This is a genomic window from Nocardia mexicana NBRC 108244 (genome assembly GCF_001613165.1).
Lineage (GTDB): Bacteria > Actinomycetota > Actinomycetes > Mycobacteriales > Mycobacteriaceae > Nocardia > Nocardia mexicana.
Genome location: NZ_BDBV01000076.1, coordinates 1 through 22870 on the forward strand (window position 1 = coordinate 1; position 22870 = coordinate 22870).

Consider the following 22870-nt stretch of genomic DNA (forward strand, 5'->3'; position numbering starts at 1 on the left):
AAACCCGCCGGAGCGAAGCGGAGGCCAAAAACTCAGAACCGCGGATGCTCCCCCACCAGCGAGACCCGCTCCGCCCCACTCTCCTTGGCCTTCTTCACGGTCCCCAGCGTCCAGCACTCGATGTGCCGCGCGGTGAGCACCGCCAGCGCCCGCTCCGCATCCTCCGGCGCGACGATGGCCACCATGCCGACGCCCATGTTGAACGTCTTCTCCATCTCGACCCGCTCGACCCGTCCGCGCTGCGCGATCATCTTGAACACCGGCGCGGGATTCCAGGTGCCGCGGTCGATTTCGGCGACGAGTCCGGCGGGCAGCACCCGGGCCAGGTTGTTGGCGAGCCCACCGCCGGTGATGTGCGAGAAGGTGCGCACATCGGTCTCGGCGACCAGGGCCAGGCAGTCCTTGGCGTAGATGCGGGTCGGCTCGAGCAGTTCTTCGCCGAGGGTGCGGCCGAACTCCTCGACCTGTCCGGCCAGTGACATCCGGTCGATCTCGAGCAGGACGTGGCGGGCGAGGCTGTAGCCGTTGGAGTGCAGGCCCGAGGAGCCCATCGCGATCACGACGTCGCCGGGGCGCACCCGGTCCGGCCCGAGCACGGCGTCGGCCTCGACCACGCCGACGCCGGTGGCGGAGATGTCGTAGTCGTCGGCGCCCATCAGGCCCGGGTGTTCGGCCGTCTCGCCGCCCAGCAGCGCACAGCCGGCCTTCACGCATCCCTCCGCGATGCCGGACACGATCTGCGCCATCCGTTCCGGAACGACCTTGCCGACGGCGATGTAGTCCTGCAGGAACAGCGGTTCGGCGCCGCAGACCACCAGGTCGTCGACGACCATGGCGACCAGGTCCAGGCCCACGGTGTCGTGCTTGTCCATCGCCTGCGCGATCGCGATCTTGGTGCCGACCCCGTCGGTGGAGGAGGCGAGCAGGGGCTCGCGGTAGTCGCCCTTGAGCGCGAACAGTCCGGCGAAGCCGCCGAGTCCACCCTGCACCTCTGGCCTGGTGGCCTTCTTGGCCAGCGGCGCGTACAGCTCGACTGCGCGGTCACCGGCCTCGATGTCCACGCCGGCCGCGGCGTACGAAGCACCGGCGTCACGGCCGTCCACACCGGCACCAGTCGGGGTCTGCTCAGTCATTTTCGGGGAAAGCTCCAAACCGAATCGGCGGATAGATGCCTGATCACGCTACCGGAGCCGGATAACGGGACTGCACCGGTATTGGCTTGACCACTTGACAATCCGGGCAATTTCGAAGGCCAACCATTGACGTACATACTGTATGTATGTAAATCTGTGCGGACCTTGACAGCACGCATCCGGGAGGCACTCCATGGGAATCAGCAGCACACTCGGCCCGATCCACGAGCTGGACCTGCCGGGCGGCCGAATCCGCTATCACGACACCGGCTCCGGGGCACCGGTCGTCTTCGTGCACGGATTGCTGGTCAATGCGGATCTGTGGCGCGATGTGGTGCCCGGCGTCGCCGCGGCCGGTCATCGGTGCATCACCCCCGATCTGCCCTTCGGGGCGCATTCGATCCCGGTGCCCGATGCCGACCTCTCGCCGACCGGTGCCGCCGATATGATCGCGGCCTTCCTGGAACGGATGGACCTCGAGGACGTCACGCTGGTGGCGAACGACACCGGCGGCGCGATCACGCAGATCATGCTGACCCGCGACCGGTCCCGCGTCGGCCGCGTGGTGCTGACGAACTGCGATGCCTACGACAAGTTCCTGCCGCAGCCGTTCACGGCGCTGCCGCGGCTGGCCGCGATTCCCGGCCCCTTCCGGAGCCTGCTGGAACTGATGCGGTTCCGACCGGCGCAGCGGCTGCCGATCGCCTTCGGGCTGGTGACCAAGCGGCCGGTGCCGCCGGAGTTCGCCGACTCCTATCTCCTGCCCAGTCGGGGATCCGCGGCCATCCGGGCGGATCTGTACCGGTTCGTCCGGGGCATCCACAAGCGCTACACGCTGGCGGCCGCCGAGCGGTTCCCCACCCTCGACCTGCCGGTGCTGCTGGCCTGGGCGCCGGAGGACAAGGTGTTCAAGGTGTCGTTCGCGGAGCGGTTGGCCCGCGACCTGCCCGACGCCACGCTGCGGCTGATCGATGACTCGTACACCTTCAGCGCCGAGGACCGGCCGGAGTTGCTCACCGAGTTGATACTGGAGTTCACTCGGCTGCATGCCACGCCGTAGCCAGGAGGATCGTTCGCGCACCACCAGGGCCGCGCTCGAGGACGCCGGCCGCCGGTTGTTCGCCGAGCGCGGCTACGCGGGTGTCTCGGCCGAGGAGATCGTCTCCGCGGCCGGGGTCACCCGCGGCGCGCTGCACCACCACTACGGCGACAAGCGCGGGCTGTTCCTGGCCGTCCTCGAGCTGGTCGAGTCGGAGGCCACCGCGGAGGTGACCAGGGCCATCGAATCACTGTCCGAGACAACCGATCCGACCGATCCGGCCGCCAACCTCGCGGCCATGGCCGTCGGCCTCAACACCTTCCTGGAGGTGTGCCAGCGCCCCGAGGTCGCCCGGATCTCGATGTCGGACGCCCCCGCGGTGCTGGGCTGGCCCGCCTGGCGCGAGATGGAGGCGCGATACGGGCTGGGTTTGATCACCGACCAGCTCGAGCAGGCCCGCGAGGCCGGACTGATCGCCGACGTCCCGGTGCGGATACTCGCCCAACTCATCCTCAGCGCGGTAACGGAGGCAGGCATGATCGTCTCCCACGCCACCGACCCGGACTCCGCCCGCGCCGAGGCCCAGCAGTCCCTCATGCTCCTCATCAGCGGCCTACTCCGCCTCCCCCAGACCCCCTGAGAGACAAGCGGCGAGCACCCGGTCATATCGTCCGGCACCGACCGGCCGGGTGCTCGCCTAGGGTTGTGCCGTCAGTTCGTCGGCTCGCCCCCGACACGGCGCGACGACACAACCCGGCTCCGGATTACCCGCTGTGGTCCGTGGCGAAAAGTGCCGCCGTGGCCGCGCGGCGCCGGCGTTGTTCCACCGGGTCGGGGACCGGGACCGCGGCGACCAGACGCTGCGTGTATTCCTGGGTGGGATGGCGCAGGATTTCGTCACGGGTGCCCTGTTCGACCACGGAACCGTTGCACAGCACCGCGATTCGGTCCGCCAGCTGGTCCACCACGGCGAGGTCGTGGCTGACGAACAGGCAGGCCCAGCCGAATTCCCGCTGCAGCGCGGCGAACAGCTCGAGCACCCGCGCCTGCACCGAGACGTCCAGCGCACTGGTCGGCTCGTCGGCGATCAGCAGGTCCGGGTTGAGCACCAGCGCGCGGGCCAGGCTCGCCCGCTGCCGCTGGCCGCCCGACAGCTCGTGCGGGTAGCGCTGTTCGGTGCCGCCGGGCAGTTGCACGTCGTCGAGGAGCTTGCGCACCCGGGTCCGCAGCGCCTCACCGTTGGCGGCGCGGTGCACCACCAGCGGCTCGGCCACGCACTGTCCGACCGTCAGCCGGGGATTCAACGACGTTGCGGGATCCTGGAATACGAACCCCAGCCGTTTGCGCAGCGGCCGGAGCTGCCGCTCCGACAGCCCCGTCACCCGGGTGCCGAGCATGGTGATCGTCCCCGACGACGGCCGCTGCAGCGCCGCGACGCACCGCCCGATGGTGGTCTTGCCGGAGCCGGATTCGCCTACCAGCCCGAGGGTTTCGCCGCGGCCGATGCGCAGGCTCACGCCGTCCACCGCCCGGAAGGCCGAGCGGCCCAGGGCCCCGGGGAATTCCACCACCAGATCGGTCACCTCGAGCAACGAATCCTCGGCCGACTCCGGTCGTTCGGCCGTCTCCCCGGCGGGTCGTTCGGCCACCACCGTGGAGGCTTCCGAATCCACCTGTGGCGCAATGGGTGACACCGGTCCGGACGTCGGCCGCAGACCGGCGCCCAGATGCGGTACCGCGGCGAGCAGGTCCCGGGTGTACTGCTGCTGGGGATCGGCGAAGAGCTCGTCGACCGGCGCGGTTTCGACGACGCGCCCGGCGCGCATCACCACCACCCGGTCGGCGAGGTCGGCGACCACACCCATGTTGTGCGTGATGAGCACGATCGCGCTGCCGATGCGATCGCGCAGATCCCGCAGCAGTTCCAGGATCTCGGCCTGCACGGTGACGTCCAGGGCCGTCGTCGGTTCGTCGGCGATGATCACCTTCGGCTCGCAGGCGATGGCGATGGCGATCATCACGCGCTGTTTCTGCCCGCCGGACAGCTGATGCGGGTAGTAGTCGACGCGGTGCTCCGGATCGGGCAGCCCCACCGTGCGCAGCAGCTCGATCGCGCGGGCCCTGGCCTGTTTGCGGCCCGAACCATTGTGTGCGCGAAGGGCTTCGGTGAGCTGATAGCCGACGGTGAACAGTGGGTCCAGGGCGGCGCCCGGCTCCTGGAAGATCATCGAGATCTCGCCGCCGCGCAGCGCGGTCAGCTGCTTCTCGGTCATCGACGTGATCTTGTTGCTGCCCATCGTGACCAGGCCGGTGACCCGGGCGGTCGAGGGCAGCAGGCCGATCGCGGTGCGGGAGCTCACCGATTTGCCCGATCCGGACTCCCCGACGATGGCCAGCACCTCGCCGGGACATACCTCGTAGGACACATCGCACACCGCGTTCACCGGGCCCGCGTCGGTGGCGAAGGTGACCGACAGCGACTCGATGGCCAGGGCGGCCGCGCGGTCCAGGGTCTCAGTCACCGGTGGTCTCCTTCGGTGCGGCGGCGGTGGCCGCGCGGCGGGTGCGCAGCAGCGGATTGAGCACCTCGTTGAGGCTCTCCCCCACCAGCGTCATGCCGAGCACCACCAGAACGATTGCGACACCGGGGAATACGCCGGTCCACCAGATTCCGTTGGACACGTCGGCCAGCGCCTTGTTGAGGTCGTAGCCCCATTCGGCGGCCTGGGTGGGCTCGATGCCGTAACCCAGGAAGCCCAGGGCGGCCAGGGTGAGGATGGCCTCGGAACCGTTGAGCGTGATGATCACCGGCAGCGACTGGGTGACGTTGGGGAAGATGTGCCGGAACAGAATGCGCCCGACCGGCGCCCCGGTCACCCGGGCGGCGTCGACGTAGGGTTCGGTCTTCACCGCGAGCGTCGCGTTGCGCACCACCCGGAAGTACTGCGGCACGAAGATCACCGTGATCGCCACCGCGGCCGACAGCACGCCGCCGAAGCTCGACGAATTGCCCCCGGCCACCACGATCGACACCACGATCGCCAGCAGCAGCGTCGGAAACGCGTACATGGCGTCCATGAACAGCGTCAGCACCCGGTCGACCCAGCGCCCGACGTACCCGGACACCAAACCCAAGGGGACGCCGACGAACAGCGACAGCACCAGCGACACCGCGATGACCCACAGCGCGGTGCGCGCGCCGAACAGTACGCGGGAGAACACGTCCTCCCCGCGCACCGAGGTGCCGAACCAATGCTCCGCCGACGGGGCCTGCTGTCGCACGAAATCGACACCGTCCGAGGAGATCTGGGCGAATCCGTAGGGTGCGATCAGGGGTGCGAACAGCGCCACGATCACGAACATCGCGATGAGCGCGAGACCGAAGATCAGCGTCACCCGCTGCAGCCCCGACGTCATCGAGAACAACCGCAGGCCGGGGATGCCCCGGCGCGGCCCGGGCGGCACCACGACCGGGTCCGCCAGCAGTTCAGGTGCAGTCATCTAGAACCTCACCCTCGGATCGATCAGCGCCACGACGACGTCGACGAGGAAGCTCATCACCGCCACCACCAGCGCCAGGAAGGCCACGATCCCTTGCACCGCAACGAAATCGCGGGCCTGCAGATAACTCGCGAGCTGGTAGCCCAGGCCCTTCCACTCGAAGGTGATCTCGGTGAGCACGGCCCCGCCCAGCATCATGGCGATCTGCATGCCCATCACCGTGACGATCGGAATCATGGCGTTGCGGAAGGCATGTCGGCCGACCACCACCCGTTCGGTCAGCCCGCGCGCCCGTGCCGCGTCGACGAAATCGCTGTGCAGGGTCTGGATCAGGTTGATCCGCACCAACCGGAGGAAGATTCCCGCGGTGAGCAGGCCCAGCGCGATCGCGGGCAGGATGGCGTGTTCCAGCACGTCGGCCAGATAGCCCATGTCGCCGTACAGGATTGCGTCGATGGTGAGGATATTCGTCTTCGGCGAGACATGCTGCAGCGCCAGTTCGACATTGGTGCTGGCTCGACCCGCCACCGGCAGCCAGCCCAGCTGCACGGCGAAGATCAGCTTCAACAGCAGGCCGACGAAGAACACCGGGGCCGCGTAGACCAGGATGCCGAACAGCCGCAGCCCGACATCGGAGGCCTTGTCGCGGCGGCGGGCCGCGTAGCGCCCCAGGGGAACTCCGACCAGGAAGGCCACCAGCAGCGCCCAGAACACCAGCTCCAGCGTCGCCGCGCCGTAGCTGGCGACGATATCGCTGATGGCCCGATTGTCGGTGGAACGGCCGAAATCACCGCGCACCAGCCCGGTGAGGTAGTCCCAATACTGGCTCAGCACAGGCCGATTGAGCCCGGCGGCCTCCTTGCGGGCCTCGATCTGGTCCGGTGGTAGCCGCCCGCCCAGCGCGGCGCTGATCGGATCGCCCACGACCCGCATCAGGAAGAATACGACCGTCACCAGAATCCATGCCGTCGGCACGATCAGCAACAGCCGGACGGCCAGGTAGCGCAGCAGTACGCCGTAGCGAGATCGGCTGCGGCCCGGTGCATTCCGGGGAGCAGGAGCCGGGGCGGGCGGCTCCTGCTCGGTCACCACGGCTGTCACTTGCTCAGCACGCTGTAGCGGAACTTGGTGGACGGATCGAGCGTCGTCTCCGTGCCCTGGACGCCCTTGGTGGTGATCGCGATCTGCTTACCGGACAGCAGCGGCAGCGTCGAGATGTGCTTCTGCGCCAGGTCGCGCTGCACCTGCTCGAGGATCTTCACCCGCTTGGCCTCGTCGGGCTCGGTCACCTCCGCGGTCAGCTGTGCGGTGATGGCCGGATCCTCGAAGTGGTTCTGCAGGAAGTTGTTCGGCGCGAAGAACGGGGTCAGGTAGTCGTCCGGATCCGGATAGTCCGGGAACCAGCCCAGCTGGTACACCGGGTAGCCGTCGCGCGCCCGCTCGTGCTGGTAGGTCACCCACTCGGTGGACTGCAGGTTGATCTTGAACAGGCCGGTGGCATCCAGCTGGCTCTTGATGGCCGCGTACTCCTCGGAACTGGAGCCGCCGTAGTGGTCCGGGTTGTACTGGAGGTTGATCTCGACCGGCGCCGCGACGCCCGCGTCGGCGAGGAACTTCGCCGCCTGCTCCTTGTTCGGCTTGGCGCCGTAGATGTCCTTGAACGGCTCGGTCGCGCCGGTGAAACCCTGCGGGATAGGCGAATACGCGGGCGTGAAGGTGCCCTTGTACACATCTTTCGACAGCGCGTCGCGGTCGACGCTGGAGGCCATGGCCTTGCGGATCGCGAGCTTCTGCTCGGGGGTGCCGCCGGGCATGGTGTTCATGTTGAACACGATGTAGCGCAGCTCGCCGCCGAGCCCCTCGTGCACCGCCACCTTGTCGCTGCCGCGCAGCGACTCCATATCGGTGGGGCTCAGGCTGCGGTAGGCGACGTCGATATTGCCGTTCTGGATGTCGAGCTTCAGGTTCTCGCTGCTGGCGTAGTACTTCGTCGACACCGAACTGGTCTTCGGCTTGCCGAGGATGCCGTTGTAGTCCGGATTCGCCTGGTACTCGACGAGTTTGTTCTTGTCGTAGCTGGTGATCGTGTAGGGCCCGGAGTAGCCCTTGGCCTTGACGACCGAATCGTCGTCCACGAGCTTGTCGGGCGAGAACACCGTCTCGTCGACGATCGGACCGGCCTGCGTCGCCAGGATCGACGGGAAGGTCTGGTCGTTGGCGTTCTTCAGGGTGAACGTCACCGTGTAGTCGTCGACCACCTCGGTGCGGTCCAGGTGAGTCAGCAGCGCGGCGGGCCCGTTCGGATCGTTGATCTTGACCATTCGATCGAAGGAGAACTTGACGCTCTTGGCGGTCAACGGATTTCCGTTGGCGAACTTCAGCCCCTTCTTCAGCGTGCAGGTGTACACGGTGGGCTGGGTGAAGTCGCACTTCTCCGCGGCATCGGGCTCCGGCTTGGTCTGGCCGGGCGCGAAGTTCATGACGTGCTGGAAGATCTGCGTCTCCGGAACATAGGAGCCCTGGTCGTAGGCCGCCACCGGGTCCAGGGAGAAAATCTTGTCGGTGGTGCCGATCACCAATCCGCCGCCGTCGCCGCCGCCCCCGGTTCGCCCAGACCCGCACCCCGCCACCGCGAGTAGCGCTAGGCCCGCCATCCCCACTGCCGCAACACTTTTCACCCTGCCGCCGGGGCCGCGGCTCCTCCGAGCCGCCGACACCGCTGAAGCCGAAAACCGCATGAACTGTCCTCATCTCGCAACGCGGGCGCGCCCGGGGCCTGGATCACAGGCCGGGCGCGTACGCGGTGAACTTCGGTATGGCGGGGACAGTACCGCCGGGCCGTTGCAAATATGTTGCGTTTCGCAACAATTAATGGTCGCAAGTCCAAAAAGCGTCGGCGCAGGGGCATCCGCACCGGAACTATTGCAAGCTGCGCAATCCCGTGGCCTACCGCCTGCCGGGACAGCGCGCAACTATGTTGCAGGCAGGATCGGCGACCGAACCGTCAGGGCCGGCTGAGCGCGCTCGCATTCGCGTTGTCGCCCAACAGTTCCGACTCCCGCTTGCCGCCGAGGATGCCCTCCAGCACATTCTTGCCGATCGCCGCCTCGGTGGGCAGCGGAATCGGGTAGTTGCCGTCGAAGCAGGCGCTGCACAGCCGGGACCGGGGCTGCTCGGTCGCCGCGATCATGCCCTCCAGCGAGATGTAGCCGAGCGAATCGGCACCGATGGAACGCCGGACGTTCTCCACCATCTCGTCCACCGATTCGGTGTCGTCGGGGCCCGCGCCGTTCGCGATCAGCTCCGCCCGCGAGGCGAAGTCGATGCCGTAGAAGCAGGGCCACTTCACCGGCGGCGAGGCGATGCGGACGTGGATCTCCAGCGCGCCCGCCTCCCGCAGCATCCGGATCAGCGCGCGCTGGGTGTTGCCGCGCACGATCGAATCGTCGACCACGATCAGCCGCTTGCCGCGGATCACCTCGCGCAGCGGATTGAGCTTGAGCCGGATGCCGAGTTGGCGGATGGTCTGGCTGGGCTGTATGAAGGTGCGCCCCACATAGGCGTTCTTCATCAGGCCCTGGCCGTAGGGGATGTCCGAACCCTGCGCGTACCCGACCGCGGCGGGGGTACCCGACTCCGGCACCGGGATCACCAGATCGGCGTCGACCGGATGCTCCTTGGCGAGGCGGCGGCCGATCTCCACGCGGGTGCCGTGCACCGAGCGGCCCGCGATGGTGCTGTCGGGCCTGGCCAGATAGACGTATTCGAAGACACAGCCCTTGGGCTCTGGATTGGCGAAGCGCAGCGAGCGGACGCCGTCGGCATCGATCGCCAGGAGTTCGCCCGGTTCGATATCGCGCACGAACGAGGCGCCCACGATGTCGAGCGCCGCGGTCTCGCTGGCAACCACCCAGCCGCGGTCGAGGCGGCCCAGGCACAGCGGGCGCACCCCGTGCGGGTCGCGCGCGGCGTAGAGCGTGTGCTCGTCCATGAAGGTCAGGCAGAAGGCGCCGCGCAGCGTCGGCAGCAGCTCCATGGCCGCCTGCTCGATGCTCTTGTCGGCGGCGGTGTGCGCCAGCAGCGCGGTCATCACGTCGGAGTCGGAGGTGGCCGACATCGAGCCGTCGGATAGTCGGCCGCCGACCAGTCCGAGTTCGCGCACCCGGGTTGCGAGTTCGGCGGTGTTGACCAGATTTCCGTTGTGCCCCAGGGCAAGTCCGGTGCCGACGGCATTGGTGCGGAAGATCGGCTGGGCATTTTCCCAGGTGACCGAGCCGGTGGTGGAGTAGCGGCAGTGGCCGATGGCGACGTGGCCGGGCATGGCGGCCAGGGTCTGCTCATCGAATACCTGACTGACCAGGCCGAGGTCCTTGAACACCAGCACCTGCGAGCCGTCGGCGACGGCGATGCCCGCGGCCTCCTGGCCGCGGTGCTGCAAGGCATACAGCCCGTAGTAAGTGAGCTTGGATACATCCTCGCCCGGGGCCCAGACTCCGAAGACGCCGCACTCCTCGCGCGGCTCGTTCTCGGGCTGGTCCGCGGAGGGCGTATGTAGGGTCACCGTTTGCTCCCTGTTCGGCGGGCGGGGGGCACTGATCAGTCTACGGGTCATTCCGGCGAAACCTCGCGCGGGATCACCCGGTTGGCGGGCCGGTTGCTGCTACCGTTCGACCGTGGCGACGACCGACGGTTCGGAAGTGAGTCCTCCCCGGCGACACCTGACCCCGCTCAGGTGGGCATTCCCGGTGATCGTGATGACCCTGCTGGCCTCGCTGCTGGGCGTCATGTATCTCGACTACGTCGTCGATCCGGAAGAGAATCTGCACAACTTTCCGGTGGCGCTGGTCAATCAGGACGTCGGTGACAAGCTCGGCGCGCCGGGCCAGGAGAAGGTGGTCAACTTCGGCGACGAGGTCGCCCAGGGACTGCAGCAGGCGGTCCCGGCCGACAAGATCGATCTGCAGGTGCTGGGGCCGAGCGAGGCCCAGCTCGCGATGCAGTCGGCGCAGGTGTACGGCACCATCTACATCCCCAGCGACTTCTCCAAGCGGCTCGGCATCCTCGGCGTCGGCAGCATCGTGCCCGGGGATATCGAGCAACCGGTCATCACGCTGCAGACCAACCCCCGGACCGGCGCCTTCGCGACCGCCATTCTGGAGCGGTTCGGCGAGGAGGCGCTGACCCAGGTGCAGGCGCAGGTCGGCAAGCAGCTGACCGAACAGGTCCAGGCCCAGCTGCAGCCGCCGCCCGGCGGGCCGCCCGCGCCGGAGCTGTCCGGCGCCGCCCGGATCACGCTGGAACGTCCGCTGAACATCGTGGTCGAACAGTTCCGGCCGCTGCCGGGCGGCTCGGGCGAGGGCCTCACCGCCTTCTTCTACAGCCTGCTGCTCCTGCTGGTCGGGATGGTCGGCGCCATGATCATCCACCAGTTGATCGATGCGTCCCTGGGCTTCCTGCCGACCGAATGGGGCCCGTGGTACCTGCACTATCCGCGCGCCTCGATCTCCCGCACGACGACGCTGCTGATCAAATGGTCGGCCGTGGCGGCGATGGCGGTGATCGTCTCCGCGGCGCTGCTGGGCATCGGCAAGGCGCTGGGCATGCCGATCGACAAGCCGCTGGCGCTGTACCTCTACGGCGCCTTCGTCATGATCGCCGTGGGTTTCACCTGCACCTCGGTGCTGGCGGCCATCGGCACGTCGGGTCTGATCGTCAACCTGATCATCTTCGTCATCCTCGGCCTGCCCTCCTCCGGCGGCACCGTGCCGATCGAGGCGACGCCGAAGTATTTCGCCTGGCTGGCCGAATTCGAACCGATGCACCAGGTGTTCCTGGGCGTCCGCTCGCTGCTGTACTTCAACGGCAACGGCGCCGCCGGGATGACGCGCGGTGTCTGGATGGCGGTGCTGGGCCTGGCCATCGGCGTAGTACTCGGCCTGGTGATCACCCGCTTCTACGACCGCAAGGGTTTGGAGCGCAAGCCGGTGAACCAGGTGTCGGCATAACGCCGGGAACCTACAGCGGCACCAGCGGTAACCAGCGCGCCAGCTCCCCGGCCCGCAGGCCCGAGACGCTGAGCGCCCCCGACTCCACGGCGTCGTCGAAGTTCAACAGCCCGGTGGCCAGCAACAGCCAGGTGCGCGCATCGGTCTCCACCACATTCGGCGGCGTCCCCCGCGTATGCCGCGGCCCCTCGATGCACTGCACCGCCACGAACGGCGGCACCCGCACCTCCACCGAATGCCCGGGTGCGGCGGCGGCAAGGGTCCGCGCACTCCCCTTGACCGCCGCCGCGAGTTCGCTCCGCGCGGGTGCGGGCAACGAGTCGTCGCGCAGCCAGTCGCCCAGCGCCACCAGCGATTTGCGCAGTTCCTCCGGGTCTATCGCCGCCTGTCGTGCCACAAACCGAGCTTACTCAGCCATCGAAGGCGCGGTCGGTCCAGATCTCGAGCTGATTCGTGTCGGTGCACCGCATCATCCCGCAGGCGACCCGCTGGTCGGTCGACATGCACGGGCCAGGTGTGGGGCTACGGCGCCGCCTGCGTTGAGGGCCAGGTGGAGTAGGGCGGGGGCGGTGGCGCTGTCGGTGTGGCGGCGGAGCCATGACAGGAGTAGGCCGCCGGTTGCGGTTGCGGCTACCGATGCGGGGACGTTGTCGCCCGCGGCTCGGGCGGGGTGGACGTGCCAGAGGCCGAAAGTTGCTGCGCTCAGCCATTTTCCGGCTGGCCCGAGGGTGGTGCCGAGCAGCGGGTCGAGAGTGGCGCGGAAGACGAGTTCCTCGCTGTAGACGGTGCCCAGGGGGATGTGGATCGCGGCCCATTCGGCGAGCGGGACCTCCGGTGCGCGGTCGGCGAATTCGGCGAGGCGGCGGCGCAGCGGCGGAATCGCCAGGGCCGCGGCATAACCCGATGTGATCGTCGCCGCGGCGGCCGCGCCCCAACGCAATCCGCGGCGCGAGCACCAGTTCGGGCGCGCACCGAAAGCGGTGGCGTAGGCCGCCGCGAAGGCGACATTCGCGACGGTGCGGCCGCGCAGTCCCACGCCGAGGCGGGGCAGCACCACGTTGCTCCAGGCCAGCGGAACACTCACGGCAGCAACCGAAACCGTGGCCGCAGCCACCGGATCGCGTGCGGTGGAAGGAATTACCGTCACATCACCACCTGCACTCATTTCACCGCGCGTTCGAATTCCTCGGACAGGTCCAGCTGGGTGCGGATGCGGTCCAGCTCCTCCGGCGTCCAGTCCGGCGGCGGCAGCACCGCGACCCAGCCGTCCAGCACCATATTGCCGTAGTTGTGACCGTGCCCGTCGCTGACGCCCTGGGCGTTGGTCAGGTCGACCGCGACCTGCCAGAAGGTGACGAACGGCCACCATCGCATCTGCGAGGACACGTCCGCCCCGCGCGGCTCCGACAGCCAATCCGGTTGCGAGAAGATCAGATCCGTGGACCACCACACGATCGGATCGGAGGGGTGCTGCAGGTAGGCGATGCGCGGCCGGCGCCAGTCCGGCGACGGCTTGCTCAGATCGGGTGCGGCCGTGGCGAATCGCACCACCAGCCCGTCGGCGTACACCGGGTCCACCGCACGGGTACCCGGGTCGCGGCGCTCGGTGAACTGGCTCCACAGGCGATTCGAGTTCGGCGGGCCCACCCACAACGCCCCGTCCACCTTCGCGCGCAGGTCCGCCAGCCCGTCGAACGCCGCCTCCGACCCCTGCGAACCCAGGCTCTCCCCGTACACCAGCAGCTTCGGCCGCGACTCCGGCGGACGCTTCGACCAGGCCGCGTAGATCGCGTCGAACATCTTCTTGCCGGCCACCGCCACCTTCTGGCGGTCGGCCAGGAACGACAGCACGCTCGGCAGGTACGAATACTGCGAGGCGGCGATCGCGGTGTCGCCGTGATACAGGTACTCGATCGCCTCGGCCGTCTCGGAGTTCACCCAGCCGGTGCCGGTCGTGGTGACGACCACCAGCACCTTGCGATCGAACGCGCCCGTGCGCTCCAGCTCGTCGACCGCCAGCTGCTCCTGCGTCACACCGGCTTTCGCCGAATCCAGGCCGACGTAGACCCGAATCGGTTCGCGCGCGGGCGCTTTCGTCACCGCACCGATGCGGAAGGCGTCCGGTCCGTGCGAGACGAACCAGCGGCCCTCCGAACCCAGCGTCTCCCATTTCGCCAGCGAGGCCGGGCTGCCCGACCGTTCCGGCAGCTGCGGCTGCACCGCATAGTCCGACATCTTGTCGTTGCGCACGCTGAAGGCCGAGTTGGCGACCGCGAAGAACGCCCGGGTGGCGACGCCGTTGAACAGCGTCACCGCCAGCACGGTCAGCACGATCACGCCGACGGTCGGGGCGAACCGCGGCGGCACCCGCACCCACCGGCTCAGCAGCCGCGCGAAGAACCGCACGATCTCGCGCAGCGTGCGATACACCGCCACCGCGATGACCCCGACCGCCAGGCTCAGCGCGCCCGTGCGCAGGTACGCCGCGCGGGTGGTGCCCTCCATATCCATCAGCGCCGAGATCTGCCGCTGCCAGTCCGCCGACAGCACCAGCATCCAGATCGCGATCAGCACGCACGCGGTCAGCACGGCGAACTTCACCGCGTACTGCACGCCCAGCGACGGGCTCCGCACCGGCAGCTTGGGCCGAATCCACTTGCGGAACAACCACTCGAGCACGCAGCCGACGCCGTATCCGATCGCGGCGTTGAGGCCGCTGATGAGACCCTGGAACAGCCAGTCGCGCGGCAGCAGCGAGGGCGTCACCGACCACCCGAAGAACACCGTGGCCACCACCAGGCCGACGTAGTTCAGGTCGATGACGTCGTCCTCTAGGCGGCGCAGCAGATGCTTACCCTGCCGGACAGCAACAACGCCGCGCGTGCGCAGCGTTGTGAGAGTCTCGGCGGTATCGAGCACCCGTCAAGTATGGCGGCAGCCGCTCCGAAATCGGGGATCTGGTCGCGTGAGCATAATGACCTGCGGCGCGGGAATTACCCGTGTCGCTCGAGTAGTTCTACCGGCGATCGCGGGCGCCGCACGCCGCACTCTATACCCATGAGCAATGCCAACGCACCGCAGAAGAGCACTCCGGCTTTTCTCGCGCAGGCCGCGATCGCCTTCGGCATCAGCTTCTTCGCGGCCTGTGCGGGGATCCTCTACCTGCCCCTGGACATCTGGCAGCGCGGCTTCCTCCTGATGGCCGTGCTGTTCCTGGTCAGCAGCAGCTTCAGCCTGGCCAAGGTGGTCCGGGACCAGTTCGAGTCGACCAGGGTCACCCACCGCATCGACGAGGCGCGGATGGAAAAGCTGATGGCCGAACACGATCCGTTCAAGGTGATGGGCTGAGGATCACCGGCCCACCCCGCTCGTTTCAGTTCACATGCCCGAACAGCGTGGGGAGCGTCGCCTCGAAGGTCTCCCGCAGCTCGGCCATCGGCACCGTGAACTGACCCTGCACCTCAACGGAATCCGAACCCTGGTCGACCACGCCGATGCGCACCCACGGCAGCTGCCGTGCGGTGCACATCTTGGTGAACCGCGTCTCCTCCGAGCGCGGGACCGCCACCAGCACGCGGCCCGCCGATTCGGAGAACAGCATCACGAACGGGTCGGCGTCCTCCGGAAGCAGGATGCGGCAGCCGGTCTCGCCGGCCAGCGCCGCCTCGACGACCGCCTGAATCAGCCCGCCCTCGCTGAGATCGTGGGCGGCGCTGATCATTCCGTCGCGCGAACCCGCGGTGAGCACCTCGGCCAGCAACTGTTCGCGAGCGAGGTCGACCCGCGGCGGCACACCACCCAGGTGGTCGTGTTCGACCTGCGCCCAGATGGAGCCGCCGAATTCGTCACGCGTGTCGCCGAGCAGGATCAGCGTCTCGCCGGGCTCGGTGCCCAGGCCGGTCGGGATGCGCCGGTGCACATCGTCGATGACGCCCAGCACACCCACCACCGGGGTGGGCAGGATCGCGGTCTGCCCGGTCTGGTTGTAGAAGCTGACGTTGCCGCCGGTGACCGGAATGCCCAGGGCCGCACAGCCGTCCGCGAGCCCGCGCACGGCCTGCTGGAACTGCCACATCACGCCCGGATCCTCCGGGGAGCCGAAGTTGAGGCAGTTCGTCACGGCCTTCGGGGTGGCGCCGGTGGCGGCGACGTTGCGGAAGGCCTCGGCCAGCGCCAGCTGCGCACCGGTGTAGGGGTCGAGCTTGGTGTAGCGGCCGGAGGCGTCGGTGGCCAGCGCGATGCCGCGGCCGGACTCCTCATCGATGCGGATCACACCCGCGTCGGCGTGCTCGGCCAGCACGGTGTTGCCGCGCACGTAGCGGTCGTACTGCTCGACGATCCAGCGGCGGCTGCACAGCTGCGGGCTGGCGAGCAGCGTCAGCAGCGTCGCCCGCAGTTCGTCGCCGGTCTTGGGGCGCGCCAGCGCATCCGGGACGTCGGCGATCAGCGCGTCCTGGTCGGCGGGACGCTGCACCGGCCGCTCGTAGACCGGCCCCTCGTGGGCGACGGTGCGCGGCGGCACGTCCACCACGGTCTCGCCGTGCCAGGTGACCTGCAGCCGGTCGCCGTCGGTGACCTCGCCGATCACCGTGGCCAGCACGTCCCACTTCTTGCAGACCGCCATGAACGCGTCGACATTGTCGGGGGTCACGACCGCGCACATGCGCTCCTGCGACTCGCTCGAAAGAATCTCCGCGGGAGTCATATTCGCCGCCCGCAGCGGCACCCGGTCCAGCTTCACGTGCATGCCGCCGTCACCGGCCGCGGCCAGTTCGGAGGTGGCGCACGACAATCCGGCGCCGCCGAGGTCCTGGATACCGACCACCAGTCCGGCGTGGTAGAGCTCGAGACAGCACTCGATGAGCACCTTCTCCGCGAACGGGTCGCCCACCTGCACGCTCGGCAGCTTCTTCCGGCCGGTACCGGATTCGTCGCCGGAGAAGGTGTCCGAGGCCAGCACGGAGACGCCGCCGATGCCGTCGAGCCCGGTGCGCGCACCGAACAGGATGATCTTGTTGCCCTGCCCGGAGGCGAAGGCCAGATGCAGATCCTCCACCCGCATCACGCCCGCGCACAGCGCATTCACCAGCGGATTGCCCTGATAGGACGGGTCGAAGACGGTCTCGCCGCCCACATTCGGCAGACCCAGCGAATTGCCGTAGCCGCCGACGCCGCGCACCACACCGTCGACCACGCGCCGGGTGTCGGGATGATCGGCCGCGCCGAACCGCAGCTGGTCCATCACCGCGATCGGCCGCGCACCCATCGCCATGATGTCGCGCACGATGCCGCCGACGCCCGTCGCGGCGCCCTGGTAGGGCTCCACGTAGGAGGGGTGATTGTGGCTCTCCACCTTGAAGGTGACCGCCCAGCCGTCGCCGATGTCGACCACGCCGGCGTTCTCGCCGATACCGGCCAGCATGGACGCGCGCATCTCGTCGGTGGTGGTCTGGCCGAAGTAGCGCAGGTGCACCTTCGAGGACTTGTAGGAGCAGTGCTCGCTCCACATCACCGAGTACATCGCCAGTTCGGCGTCGGTGGGGCGACGGCCGAGAATCTCCCTGATGCGGGCGTATTCGTCGTCCTTCAGGCCCAATTCCTTATAGGGCTGCGGGGTATCCGGGGTGGCTGCGGCGGCGCTGACGGTGTCGACGTGGACAGTCACTGTGGGTACCGGGGTCCTTTCGGCCGGGCATACGACGGGCAACCGGCAGGCTCACCGGATGTGGCGCAACGCTCGAGCGGGTGGGGAGACGAGCCCAGTCTAGTGTGTGGCAAACCCCACCCGACCAGGCAGGCGTACTGCTATTGGATACGCTGCTCGAGTGACAGATCGATCCAGGGTCGCGGATCCGGACGAAGCGCCCGTGGCCACCTCCGTGGCGTCGTCCATTACCGGTCTGACAACCCGCCAGCTACGCCTGTTGTCGATCGCAATTGGCCTGTTCGCCGTCTCGGCGATCGCATCCTTGGTGTTCAAGCTATGGCACGGCTACATCGATCTCGAGGTGTACCGCAACGGCGCCCGGGTCTGGCTCGACGGCGGCGACCTCTACGGCCCGATGCCGAAGTCGGGCGGCATCGGCCTGCCGTTCACCTATCCCCCGCTGGCCGCGCTGTTCTTCACGCCCCTGGCTCTGCTGCCGCTGGGGGCCGCGCAGGGACTGGTGCTGGCCATCTCCATTGCGAGCCTGGGCATCACGCTGTGGCTGGTGCTGGACCGGATGCGGCCGTCGCTGGACCTGCCGACCCGGGTGGCGCTGATCATCGGCGCGGTCGCTGTGCTCGGTGTGACCGAACCCGTGCGCCAGACCTACAACTTCGGGCAGATCAACCTGGTGCTGATGGCCGCGATCGCGCTCGACGTGCTGGTGCGCAAGCCGCGCTGGCCCCGCGGCATGCTGATCGGAATCGCGGTGTCGATCAAGCTGATTCCGGCGGCATACCTGCTGTACTTCCTGCTGCGCAAGGACTGGCGCACGTCGATCACGCTGGTGCTGTCCGCGTTCGGCGCGATCGCGCTCGGATTCCTGCTGTTCCCTGGGGATTCGGCCGAATACTGGTTCGAAACGCTGTGGGACACCGATCGGATCGGACCGGCCGCCTACGCGGGTAACCAGTCGCTGAAGGGCTTCGCCTTCCGGCTCGGGTTCTCCGAGGACGTGGGCACGCTGATCTGGATCGCGCTGTCGGCCGTCGCCCTCGGGCTGGCGGCGCTGTGGATGAAACGGCTGCTCGACGCCGGTGCCGACGTGGCCGCGCTGCTGGTCAATGCCGCTGCGGTGCTGCTGATCTCGCCGATCTCGTGGTCGCACCACTGGGTGTGGGTGGCTCCGGCGATGCTGACCGTCGCCGCCGCCAACCCGCTGTCCGCGCAACCGAATCGCCTCCGCCGCAACCTGGTTACCGGCGCCCTGGCCGTGATCACCGTGATGTTCTTCATCGGACCGTTCTGGCTGCTGCCGCACCAGAACGACCAGGAGGCGGGCTGGTCGCTATGGCAACAGGTGATCGGCAGCAGCTACGCGCTGGTGACGTTCGCGGTATTGGCCCTGGGCGCGTGGACATCCCGGCCGAAAGCGTGCCGGGAAAACGAGGGGGAAGCGTGCCGGGAAAGTGAAGGGGCGGGTCATTCCGCGGAAAGCGAAGGGCGCGCCATTCCGTAGGTGCGAGCAGGCGGGTCATTCCGTCGGTGTCAGGAATGTCTCCAAAGCGGCGGAGTAGGAGCGCACGTCGGCCGCGCCCATCAGTTCCCGCGCCGAATGCATCGCCAGTTGCGGTGCGCCCACGTCGACGGTGGGCATGCCCGTGCGGGCCGCGGTCATCGGGCCGATGGTGGACCCGCAGGGCAGGTCGGCGCGGTGTACGTAGCGCTGCAGCGGCACCCCCGCCTGCGCGCAGGCCAGCGCGAACGCCCCGGCGCCGACCGCATCGGTGGCGTAGCGCAGATTCTGGTTCACCTTCAGCACCGGACCGCCGTTGATCGCGATGCGGTGCGCGGGCTCGTGCCGCTCCGGGTAGTTGGGGTGCGTGGCATGCGCCATATCGCCCGAGGCGCAGACCGAACCGGCAAGCGCCGCAAGGTATTCCGAACGCCCGCCGCCCCGGGCCAGCACGATCCGCTCCAGCACCGCCGGGAGCAGATCGGACTGCGCGCCGCGCTCGGACTGACTGCCGACCTCCTCGTGATCGAACATCGCCAGCACCGGCGCGGCCAGCCCCGGCCGGTCCGCGGCGGCCAGGAACGCGTGCAGGCCCGCGTAGCAGGTGCCCTGGTTGTCCAGCCGGGGCGCGCTCACCAGATCGCGGTCCCGCCCGACCAACCGGCTCGGCGACAGGTCGTGGGTCATCAGCTCCCAGCCGAGCACCGCGCCGGGATCGGCGCCGGCCTGCTCGGCCACATAGTCCAGGAACGACCGGGGCTCGCCGCCCACACCCCAGACCGCGTTGACATGGCGCTGCGGATCCAGCGTCACTCCGCGCCGGTCCTCGGACAGGTGGATGGCCAGCTGCGGCACCCGCAGCAGCGGCTCGTCGATGCGAACGAGCCGTTCCACCACGGTATTTCCGTCCCGCACGGTGAGCCGCCCGGAGATGCCCAGCTCGCGATCCAGCCAGGAGTTCAGCCAGGCGCCGCCGTAGGGCTCCAGCCCGACCAGCTGCCATCCCGCGGCCGCCAGATCCGGATGCTGTTTGACCCGCAGATTCGGGCTGTCGGTATGCGCGCCGACCACCCGGAAGGGATGGGCGGCGGAATCGTCGGCGGATCCGGCCCACGCCACCAGGGAGCCGCCGCGCACCACGAAATACCGGCCCGCGTCCCCGGCGGTCCACGGCCGCGATTCGGGCAGCTCGGTGAAGCCCTGGGCCGCCAGTTCGGTGGCGACGGTGTGGACGACGTGGAAGGGAGACGGCGAGGCGTCGACGAAGGCGCACAACCCGGACGCCGTCGCGGTGGTCGAGACGGACATAGCAGCGATCCTAGACATCGCTGATCTCGTGCACCTTCTCCTGCGCTTTGATCGCATCGGTCACCCAGGTGCGGTAGAAGTCCAGCGGGCACTCGGCCAGCCCGCGCACCCCGACCCCCACCTTGCCCAGTCCGGCCTCGCCCCGATGCAGCAGGTTGTACAGCGGATTGCGGGCGCGCTCGTAGCGCCGCGCGTCACGCAGCGTGCCGATCGACAGGTGCGCGAAGGACAGCCCACCCTGTTCGGCGCCGCATTCGCCGAGCAGCCGCCCGTCCCAGCCGACCAGCGCCGAGCGGCCGGAGTAGGCGTGCAGGCCGTCGAAACCGGTGGCACCGGCCGCGGCCACGTAGACGTTGTTGGCCCAGGCCATCGTCTTGGCCATGCCGATCTGCTGTTCGGCGTCGCAGCTGCGCAGCGCCATGCACCGCACCACGAGTTCCGCCCCGCGCATCGCGCAGTCGCGCCACAGTTCGGGAAAATTGCCGTCCTCGCCGAGCAGGAGGGAGATCTGCAGGCCCTTCGGGCCGGCGCTCACGTATGTGGCCTCGCCCGGCCAGGACAGCTCGCCCGCGGCCGCGGGCGCGATCTTGCGGTAGCGCTGCACGATCTCGCCGTCGTCGTTGATCAGCACCGCGGTGTTGTACGGGGGCCTGAGCGGATGCCCTTCGTGTCGCTCGCCGCCCAGGGCGAACGCCCCCCACACCCGGTTGCGGCGACAGGCGGCGGCGAATACTTCGGTTTCCTCCCCGGGAATCACCATCGCGGTCGAGTACAACTCGGTCTCGTCGTACATCACACCGGTTGTCGAATATTCCGGCATGACAATCAGGTCCAGCTCCGGATGGCCGGTTTTCAGGCCGTCTACGAGGTGTCCGATCCGATAGCAGTTGGCGAGCACTTCGGCCCGCGAGTGCAGGCGAGTCATAGGATGATTGACAACGGCAACGGAAACCGTGTCCGGATTCGATGCAACCGTTTCAAGGCTCATATCCGCTCCTCGCAATCGAATCGGTTTCTTCCATTCGGAAACATAAACCAGATTCGCGCAAGCCGCGCGGCGAGCCGAGAGCAAACCCTGTCGGTCGACAGGATTCAGTCGGCGACCGGAACCTCGGTGACGAGTTCCAGCAGCCGCAGCAGGTCGGCGTGGCTGCGGGCGCCGATCCGCTTGCGTAGCTCCTCCTCGGCCCGCAGTTCCTCGGACCGCACGGACTCGACCAGCTCCGAACCGCGCTTGGTCAGCCCGATCAGGATGCGCCGGCGATCGTCCTCGGCGGCGATCCGGAAGATCAGGCCGCGCTCGGCGAGCGCATCGGCATGCCGGGTGGCCGAGGAGGGCGGCAACTGCGAGCGGGCGGCCAGCTCGCTCATCGTGACGCCCACCTGGTCGGACAATTTCGACAACATCGCCCATTGATCGGCCGAAAGTTGCCTGGCACACAATGCGGCGTCCAGGTGACGTAACCAACTGCGTTCGGCAGCACGCAGCGCCCCATGCAGCGTGGAAAATCCGCTTACAATGGTCGACATATTTTCCCGCCCATTCATTTTCGCTCGGACGAGAAGAAGGGTACCGAATGTTCGCGTTGCGCGAGAGTCCGGATGATGTGATCGAGGTTCTCAACATCGTCCCGCTGCAGGGGTCCGGAGGAATTGTGGCCCCCTCGTGTGATGCTGCAATTTCGCTGGCCGTCGACGAGATCAACAGCGGCGCAGGAATTCTCGGGCGTGAGGTGCGGGTCACCACCATCGACGGCGGCCGGTCGCCGCACGAGGTGGCGCAGGAGGTGTCGGCGCTGCTGGCCACCGATATGGTGCATGCGATCACGGGTTGGCATATTTCTGCGGTTCGGCGCGCCGTGGCGCGCGCCGCCGGTGGGCGCGTCCCCTATCTCTATGCGACGACGCACGAGGGCCTGCCGGACGAGATGCCGGGCGTGCTGATGATCGGCGAGGATCCGGAGGGCCACATCCTGGCCGCCATGGGCTGGCTCCGCCGCGAGCTCGACGTGCGGCGGTGGGCGATCATCGGCAACGACTACATCTGGCCGCGGGTGACGGCCGCGGCCATCCGCTCCGCGCTCGGTACCCCCGAGACGATCGTGCTCGAGCAGTTCGTCCCGCTGGGCACCACGGATTTCGGCGCCTTCCTCGCCGATCCGCGCCTGGACAAGGTCGACGGCGTGGTCATGCTGCTGGTCGGGACGGACGCCGCCCGTTTCAACAGACAGTTCGCCCGCACCGGCAGAGCGGGCAGACAGGTGCGGGTGAGCCCCGCGGTCGACGAGACGGTGCTGCTCACGGCGGGCGCCGCGGCCAACGAGAACCTCTACGTATCCTCCTCCTTCTTTCCCGACCCGGATCGCCTGGACCGGTACCGAGCCATGCACGGCGAATTCGCGCCGCAGCTCACCTTCTTCGGCAATACCAGCTACGAGGCCATGCACACGCTGCGCGCGGTCGCCGAATCGGTCGGCGGCCTGGAGGTGCCGCGCATGCACGCCGCACTGACCGGCGGCGCGGTGCTCACCACCCCGTCCGGCGAGCGCAGCTTCCGCGGCAACCAGGCGGTTCAGTCGGCCCGGATCGCCCGCGCCGACGGTGTGGACCTACAGATCCTCGGCCGGATCGCCTGATTCACGTACCGTTCGGTACCTTCCGCAACACCCGCGATCCCCCCTCGAGCCACTGGCGATTTGTGAGTAAACTCTCGGTGAGCCA

The 22870-nt window shown here is 68.3% G+C and carries 19 protein-coding genes; 6 read left to right on the forward strand and 13 right to left on the reverse strand.

The window, feature by feature from the left end:
• Positions 1-32 precede the first annotated feature (32 nt).
• Positions 33-1133 carry a phosphoribosylformylglycinamidine cyclo-ligase gene (gene purM / locus NM1_RS28235; protein WP_068026439.1) on the reverse strand — a complete coding sequence of 367 codons (1101 nt, stop codon included), beginning with the start codon at positions 1131-1133 and terminating at the stop codon, positions 33-35.
• Between the two features lie 193 nt (positions 1134-1326).
• On the opposite strand from purM, the gene NM1_RS28240 reads away from it, so the two are divergent.
• The gene (locus NM1_RS28240) at positions 1327-2193 is read left to right on the forward strand and encodes an alpha/beta fold hydrolase (protein WP_068026442.1); all 867 of its coding nucleotides are present in this window, start codon (positions 1327-1329) and stop codon (positions 2191-2193) included.
• Positions 2180-2812, forward strand: coding sequence for a TetR/AcrR family transcriptional regulator (locus NM1_RS28245; RefSeq protein WP_068026444.1), 633 nt, complete (start codon positions 2180-2182; stop codon positions 2810-2812). The genes NM1_RS28240 and NM1_RS28245 overlap by 14 nt, the downstream gene beginning before the upstream one ends.
• A gap of 124 nt (positions 2813-2936) precedes the next feature.
• On the opposite strand, the gene NM1_RS28250 is transcribed toward NM1_RS28245, so the two are convergent.
• From NM1_RS28250 to purF, 5 genes are all read right to left on the reverse strand, one after another.
• A complete protein-coding gene (locus NM1_RS28250) occupies positions 2937-4694 on the reverse strand; it encodes an ABC transporter ATP-binding protein (protein WP_068026448.1) in 1758 nt (585 codons plus the stop codon).
• A complete protein-coding gene (locus tag NM1_RS28255; protein ID WP_068026451.1) occupies positions 4687-5673 on the reverse strand; it encodes an ABC transporter permease in 987 nt (328 codons plus the stop codon). Before NM1_RS28255 ends, NM1_RS28250 begins: the two co-directional genes overlap by 8 nt.
• A complete protein-coding gene (locus NM1_RS28260) occupies positions 5674-6684 on the reverse strand; it encodes an ABC transporter permease (protein WP_174556927.1) in 1011 nt (336 codons plus the stop codon).
• An 86-nt stretch (positions 6685-6770) separates the two neighbouring features.
• Entirely contained in the window at positions 6771-8327 is a 1557-nt protein-coding gene (locus NM1_RS28265; protein ID WP_068026454.1) for an ABC transporter substrate-binding protein, read from the reverse strand.
• Between the two features lie 350 nt (positions 8328-8677).
• Positions 8678-10285, reverse strand: coding sequence for an amidophosphoribosyltransferase (gene purF, locus NM1_RS28270; protein ID WP_068026457.1), 1608 nt, complete (start codon positions 10283-10285; stop codon positions 8678-8680).
• A gap of 61 nt (positions 10286-10346) precedes the next feature.
• On the opposite strand from purF, the gene NM1_RS28275 reads away from it, so the two are divergent.
• Positions 10347-11678: a YhgE/Pip domain-containing protein gene (locus tag NM1_RS28275; protein WP_255286235.1), complete on the forward strand. Its 1332-nt coding sequence runs from the start codon at positions 10347-10349 to the stop codon at positions 11676-11678.
• A 10-nt stretch (positions 11679-11688) separates the two neighbouring features.
• Here the strand turns inward: NM1_RS28275 and NM1_RS28280 are convergent, their stop codons facing one another.
• The 3 genes from NM1_RS28280 to NM1_RS28290 all read right to left on the reverse strand — a co-directional run bounded on the left by NM1_RS28280 (position 11689) and on the right by NM1_RS28290 (position 14597).
• On the reverse strand, positions 11689-12075 hold the full coding sequence (locus NM1_RS28280) for a sterol carrier family protein (protein ID WP_068026460.1): 387 nt from the start codon (positions 12073-12075) through the stop codon (positions 11689-11691).
• 72 nt (positions 12076-12147) lie between these two features.
• Entirely contained in the window at positions 12148-12762 is a 615-nt protein-coding gene (locus NM1_RS28285) for a CPBP family intramembrane glutamic endopeptidase (protein WP_246011508.1), read from the reverse strand.
• A gap of 77 nt (positions 12763-12839) precedes the next feature.
• The gene (locus tag NM1_RS28290) at positions 12840-14597 is read right to left on the reverse strand and encodes an alpha/beta hydrolase (RefSeq protein WP_068026463.1); all 1758 of its coding nucleotides are present in this window, start codon (positions 14595-14597) and stop codon (positions 12840-12842) included.
• 138 nt (positions 14598-14735) lie between these two features.
• On the opposite strand from NM1_RS28290, the gene NM1_RS28295 reads away from it, so the two are divergent.
• On the forward strand, positions 14736-15026 hold the full coding sequence (locus NM1_RS28295; protein ID WP_068026466.1) for a YiaA/YiaB family inner membrane protein: 291 nt from the start codon (positions 14736-14738) through the stop codon (positions 15024-15026).
• A gap of 25 nt (positions 15027-15051) precedes the next feature.
• Here NM1_RS28295 and purL read toward each other — a convergent pair whose 3' ends face one another.
• Positions 15052-17343: a phosphoribosylformylglycinamidine synthase subunit PurL gene (gene purL, locus NM1_RS28300; RefSeq protein WP_068026469.1), complete on the reverse strand. Its 2292-nt coding sequence runs from the start codon at positions 17341-17343 to the stop codon at positions 15052-15054.
• Positions 17344-17503: 160 nt separating this feature from the next.
• On the opposite strand from purL, the gene NM1_RS28305 reads away from it, so the two are divergent.
• The gene (locus tag NM1_RS28305) at positions 17504-18844 is read left to right on the forward strand and encodes a glycosyltransferase 87 family protein (RefSeq protein ID WP_246011507.1); all 1341 of its coding nucleotides are present in this window, start codon (positions 17504-17506) and stop codon (positions 18842-18844) included.
• A gap of 15 nt (positions 18845-18859) precedes the next feature.
• On the opposite strand, the gene NM1_RS28310 is transcribed toward NM1_RS28305, so the two are convergent.
• The 3 genes from NM1_RS28310 to NM1_RS28320 all read right to left on the reverse strand — a co-directional run bounded on the left by NM1_RS28310 (position 18860) and on the right by NM1_RS28320 (position 21697).
• Positions 18860-20149 carry a M18 family aminopeptidase gene (locus tag NM1_RS28310; RefSeq protein WP_068026471.1) on the reverse strand — a complete coding sequence of 430 codons (1290 nt, stop codon included), beginning with the start codon at positions 20147-20149 and terminating at the stop codon, positions 18860-18862.
• Between the two features lie 10 nt (positions 20150-20159).
• Positions 20160-21137 (reverse strand): aliphatic amidase, encoded by a 978-nt coding sequence (locus NM1_RS28315; RefSeq protein ID WP_068026474.1) that lies wholly within the window; start codon positions 21135-21137, stop codon positions 20160-20162.
• Positions 21138-21241: 104 nt separating this feature from the next.
• A complete protein-coding gene (locus NM1_RS28320) occupies positions 21242-21697 on the reverse strand; it encodes a MarR family winged helix-turn-helix transcriptional regulator (protein WP_307719339.1) in 456 nt (151 codons plus the stop codon).
• Positions 21698-21726: 29 nt separating this feature from the next.
• On the opposite strand from NM1_RS28320, the gene NM1_RS28325 reads away from it, so the two are divergent.
• Entirely contained in the window at positions 21727-22785 is a 1059-nt protein-coding gene (locus tag NM1_RS28325) for a substrate-binding domain-containing protein (protein ID WP_068026476.1), read from the forward strand.
• Positions 22786-22870: the final 85 nt, after the last annotated feature.

Coding starts and splice junctions, on each gene's coding strand:
- NM1_RS28325 (WP_068026476.1), top strand. CDS start 21,727: ATGTTCGCGTTGCGCGAGAGTCCGGATGATGTGATCGAGGTTCTCAAC.
- NM1_RS28240 (WP_068026442.1), top strand. CDS start 1,327: ATGGGAATCAGCAGCACACTCGGCCCGATCCACGAGCTGGACCTGCCG.
- NM1_RS28310 (WP_068026471.1), bottom strand. CDS start 20,149: ATGTCCGTCTCGACCACCGCGACGGCGTCCGGGTTGTGCGCCTTCGTC.
- NM1_RS28320 (WP_307719339.1), bottom strand. CDS start 21,697: ATGAATGGGCGGGAAAATATGTCGACCATTGTAAGCGGATTTTCCACG.
- purF (WP_068026457.1), bottom strand. CDS start 10,285: ATGACCCGTAGACTGATCAGTGCCCCCCGCCCGCCGAACAGGGAGCAA.
- purM (WP_068026439.1), bottom strand. CDS start 1,133: ATGACTGAGCAGACCCCGACTGGTGCCGGTGTGGACGGCCGTGACGCC.
- NM1_RS28265 (WP_068026454.1), bottom strand. CDS start 8,327: ATGGCGGGCCTAGCGCTACTCGCGGTGGCGGGGTGCGGGTCTGGGCGA.
- NM1_RS28255 (WP_068026451.1), bottom strand. CDS start 5,673: ATGACTGCACCTGAACTGCTGGCGGACCCGGTCGTGGTGCCGCCCGGG.
- NM1_RS28315 (WP_068026474.1), bottom strand. CDS start 21,137: ATGAGCCTTGAAACGGTTGCATCGAATCCGGACACGGTTTCCGTTGCC.
- NM1_RS28295 (WP_068026466.1), top strand. CDS start 14,736: ATGAGCAATGCCAACGCACCGCAGAAGAGCACTCCGGCTTTTCTCGCG.
- NM1_RS28245 (WP_068026444.1), top strand. CDS start 2,180: ATGCCACGCCGTAGCCAGGAGGATCGTTCGCGCACCACCAGGGCCGCG.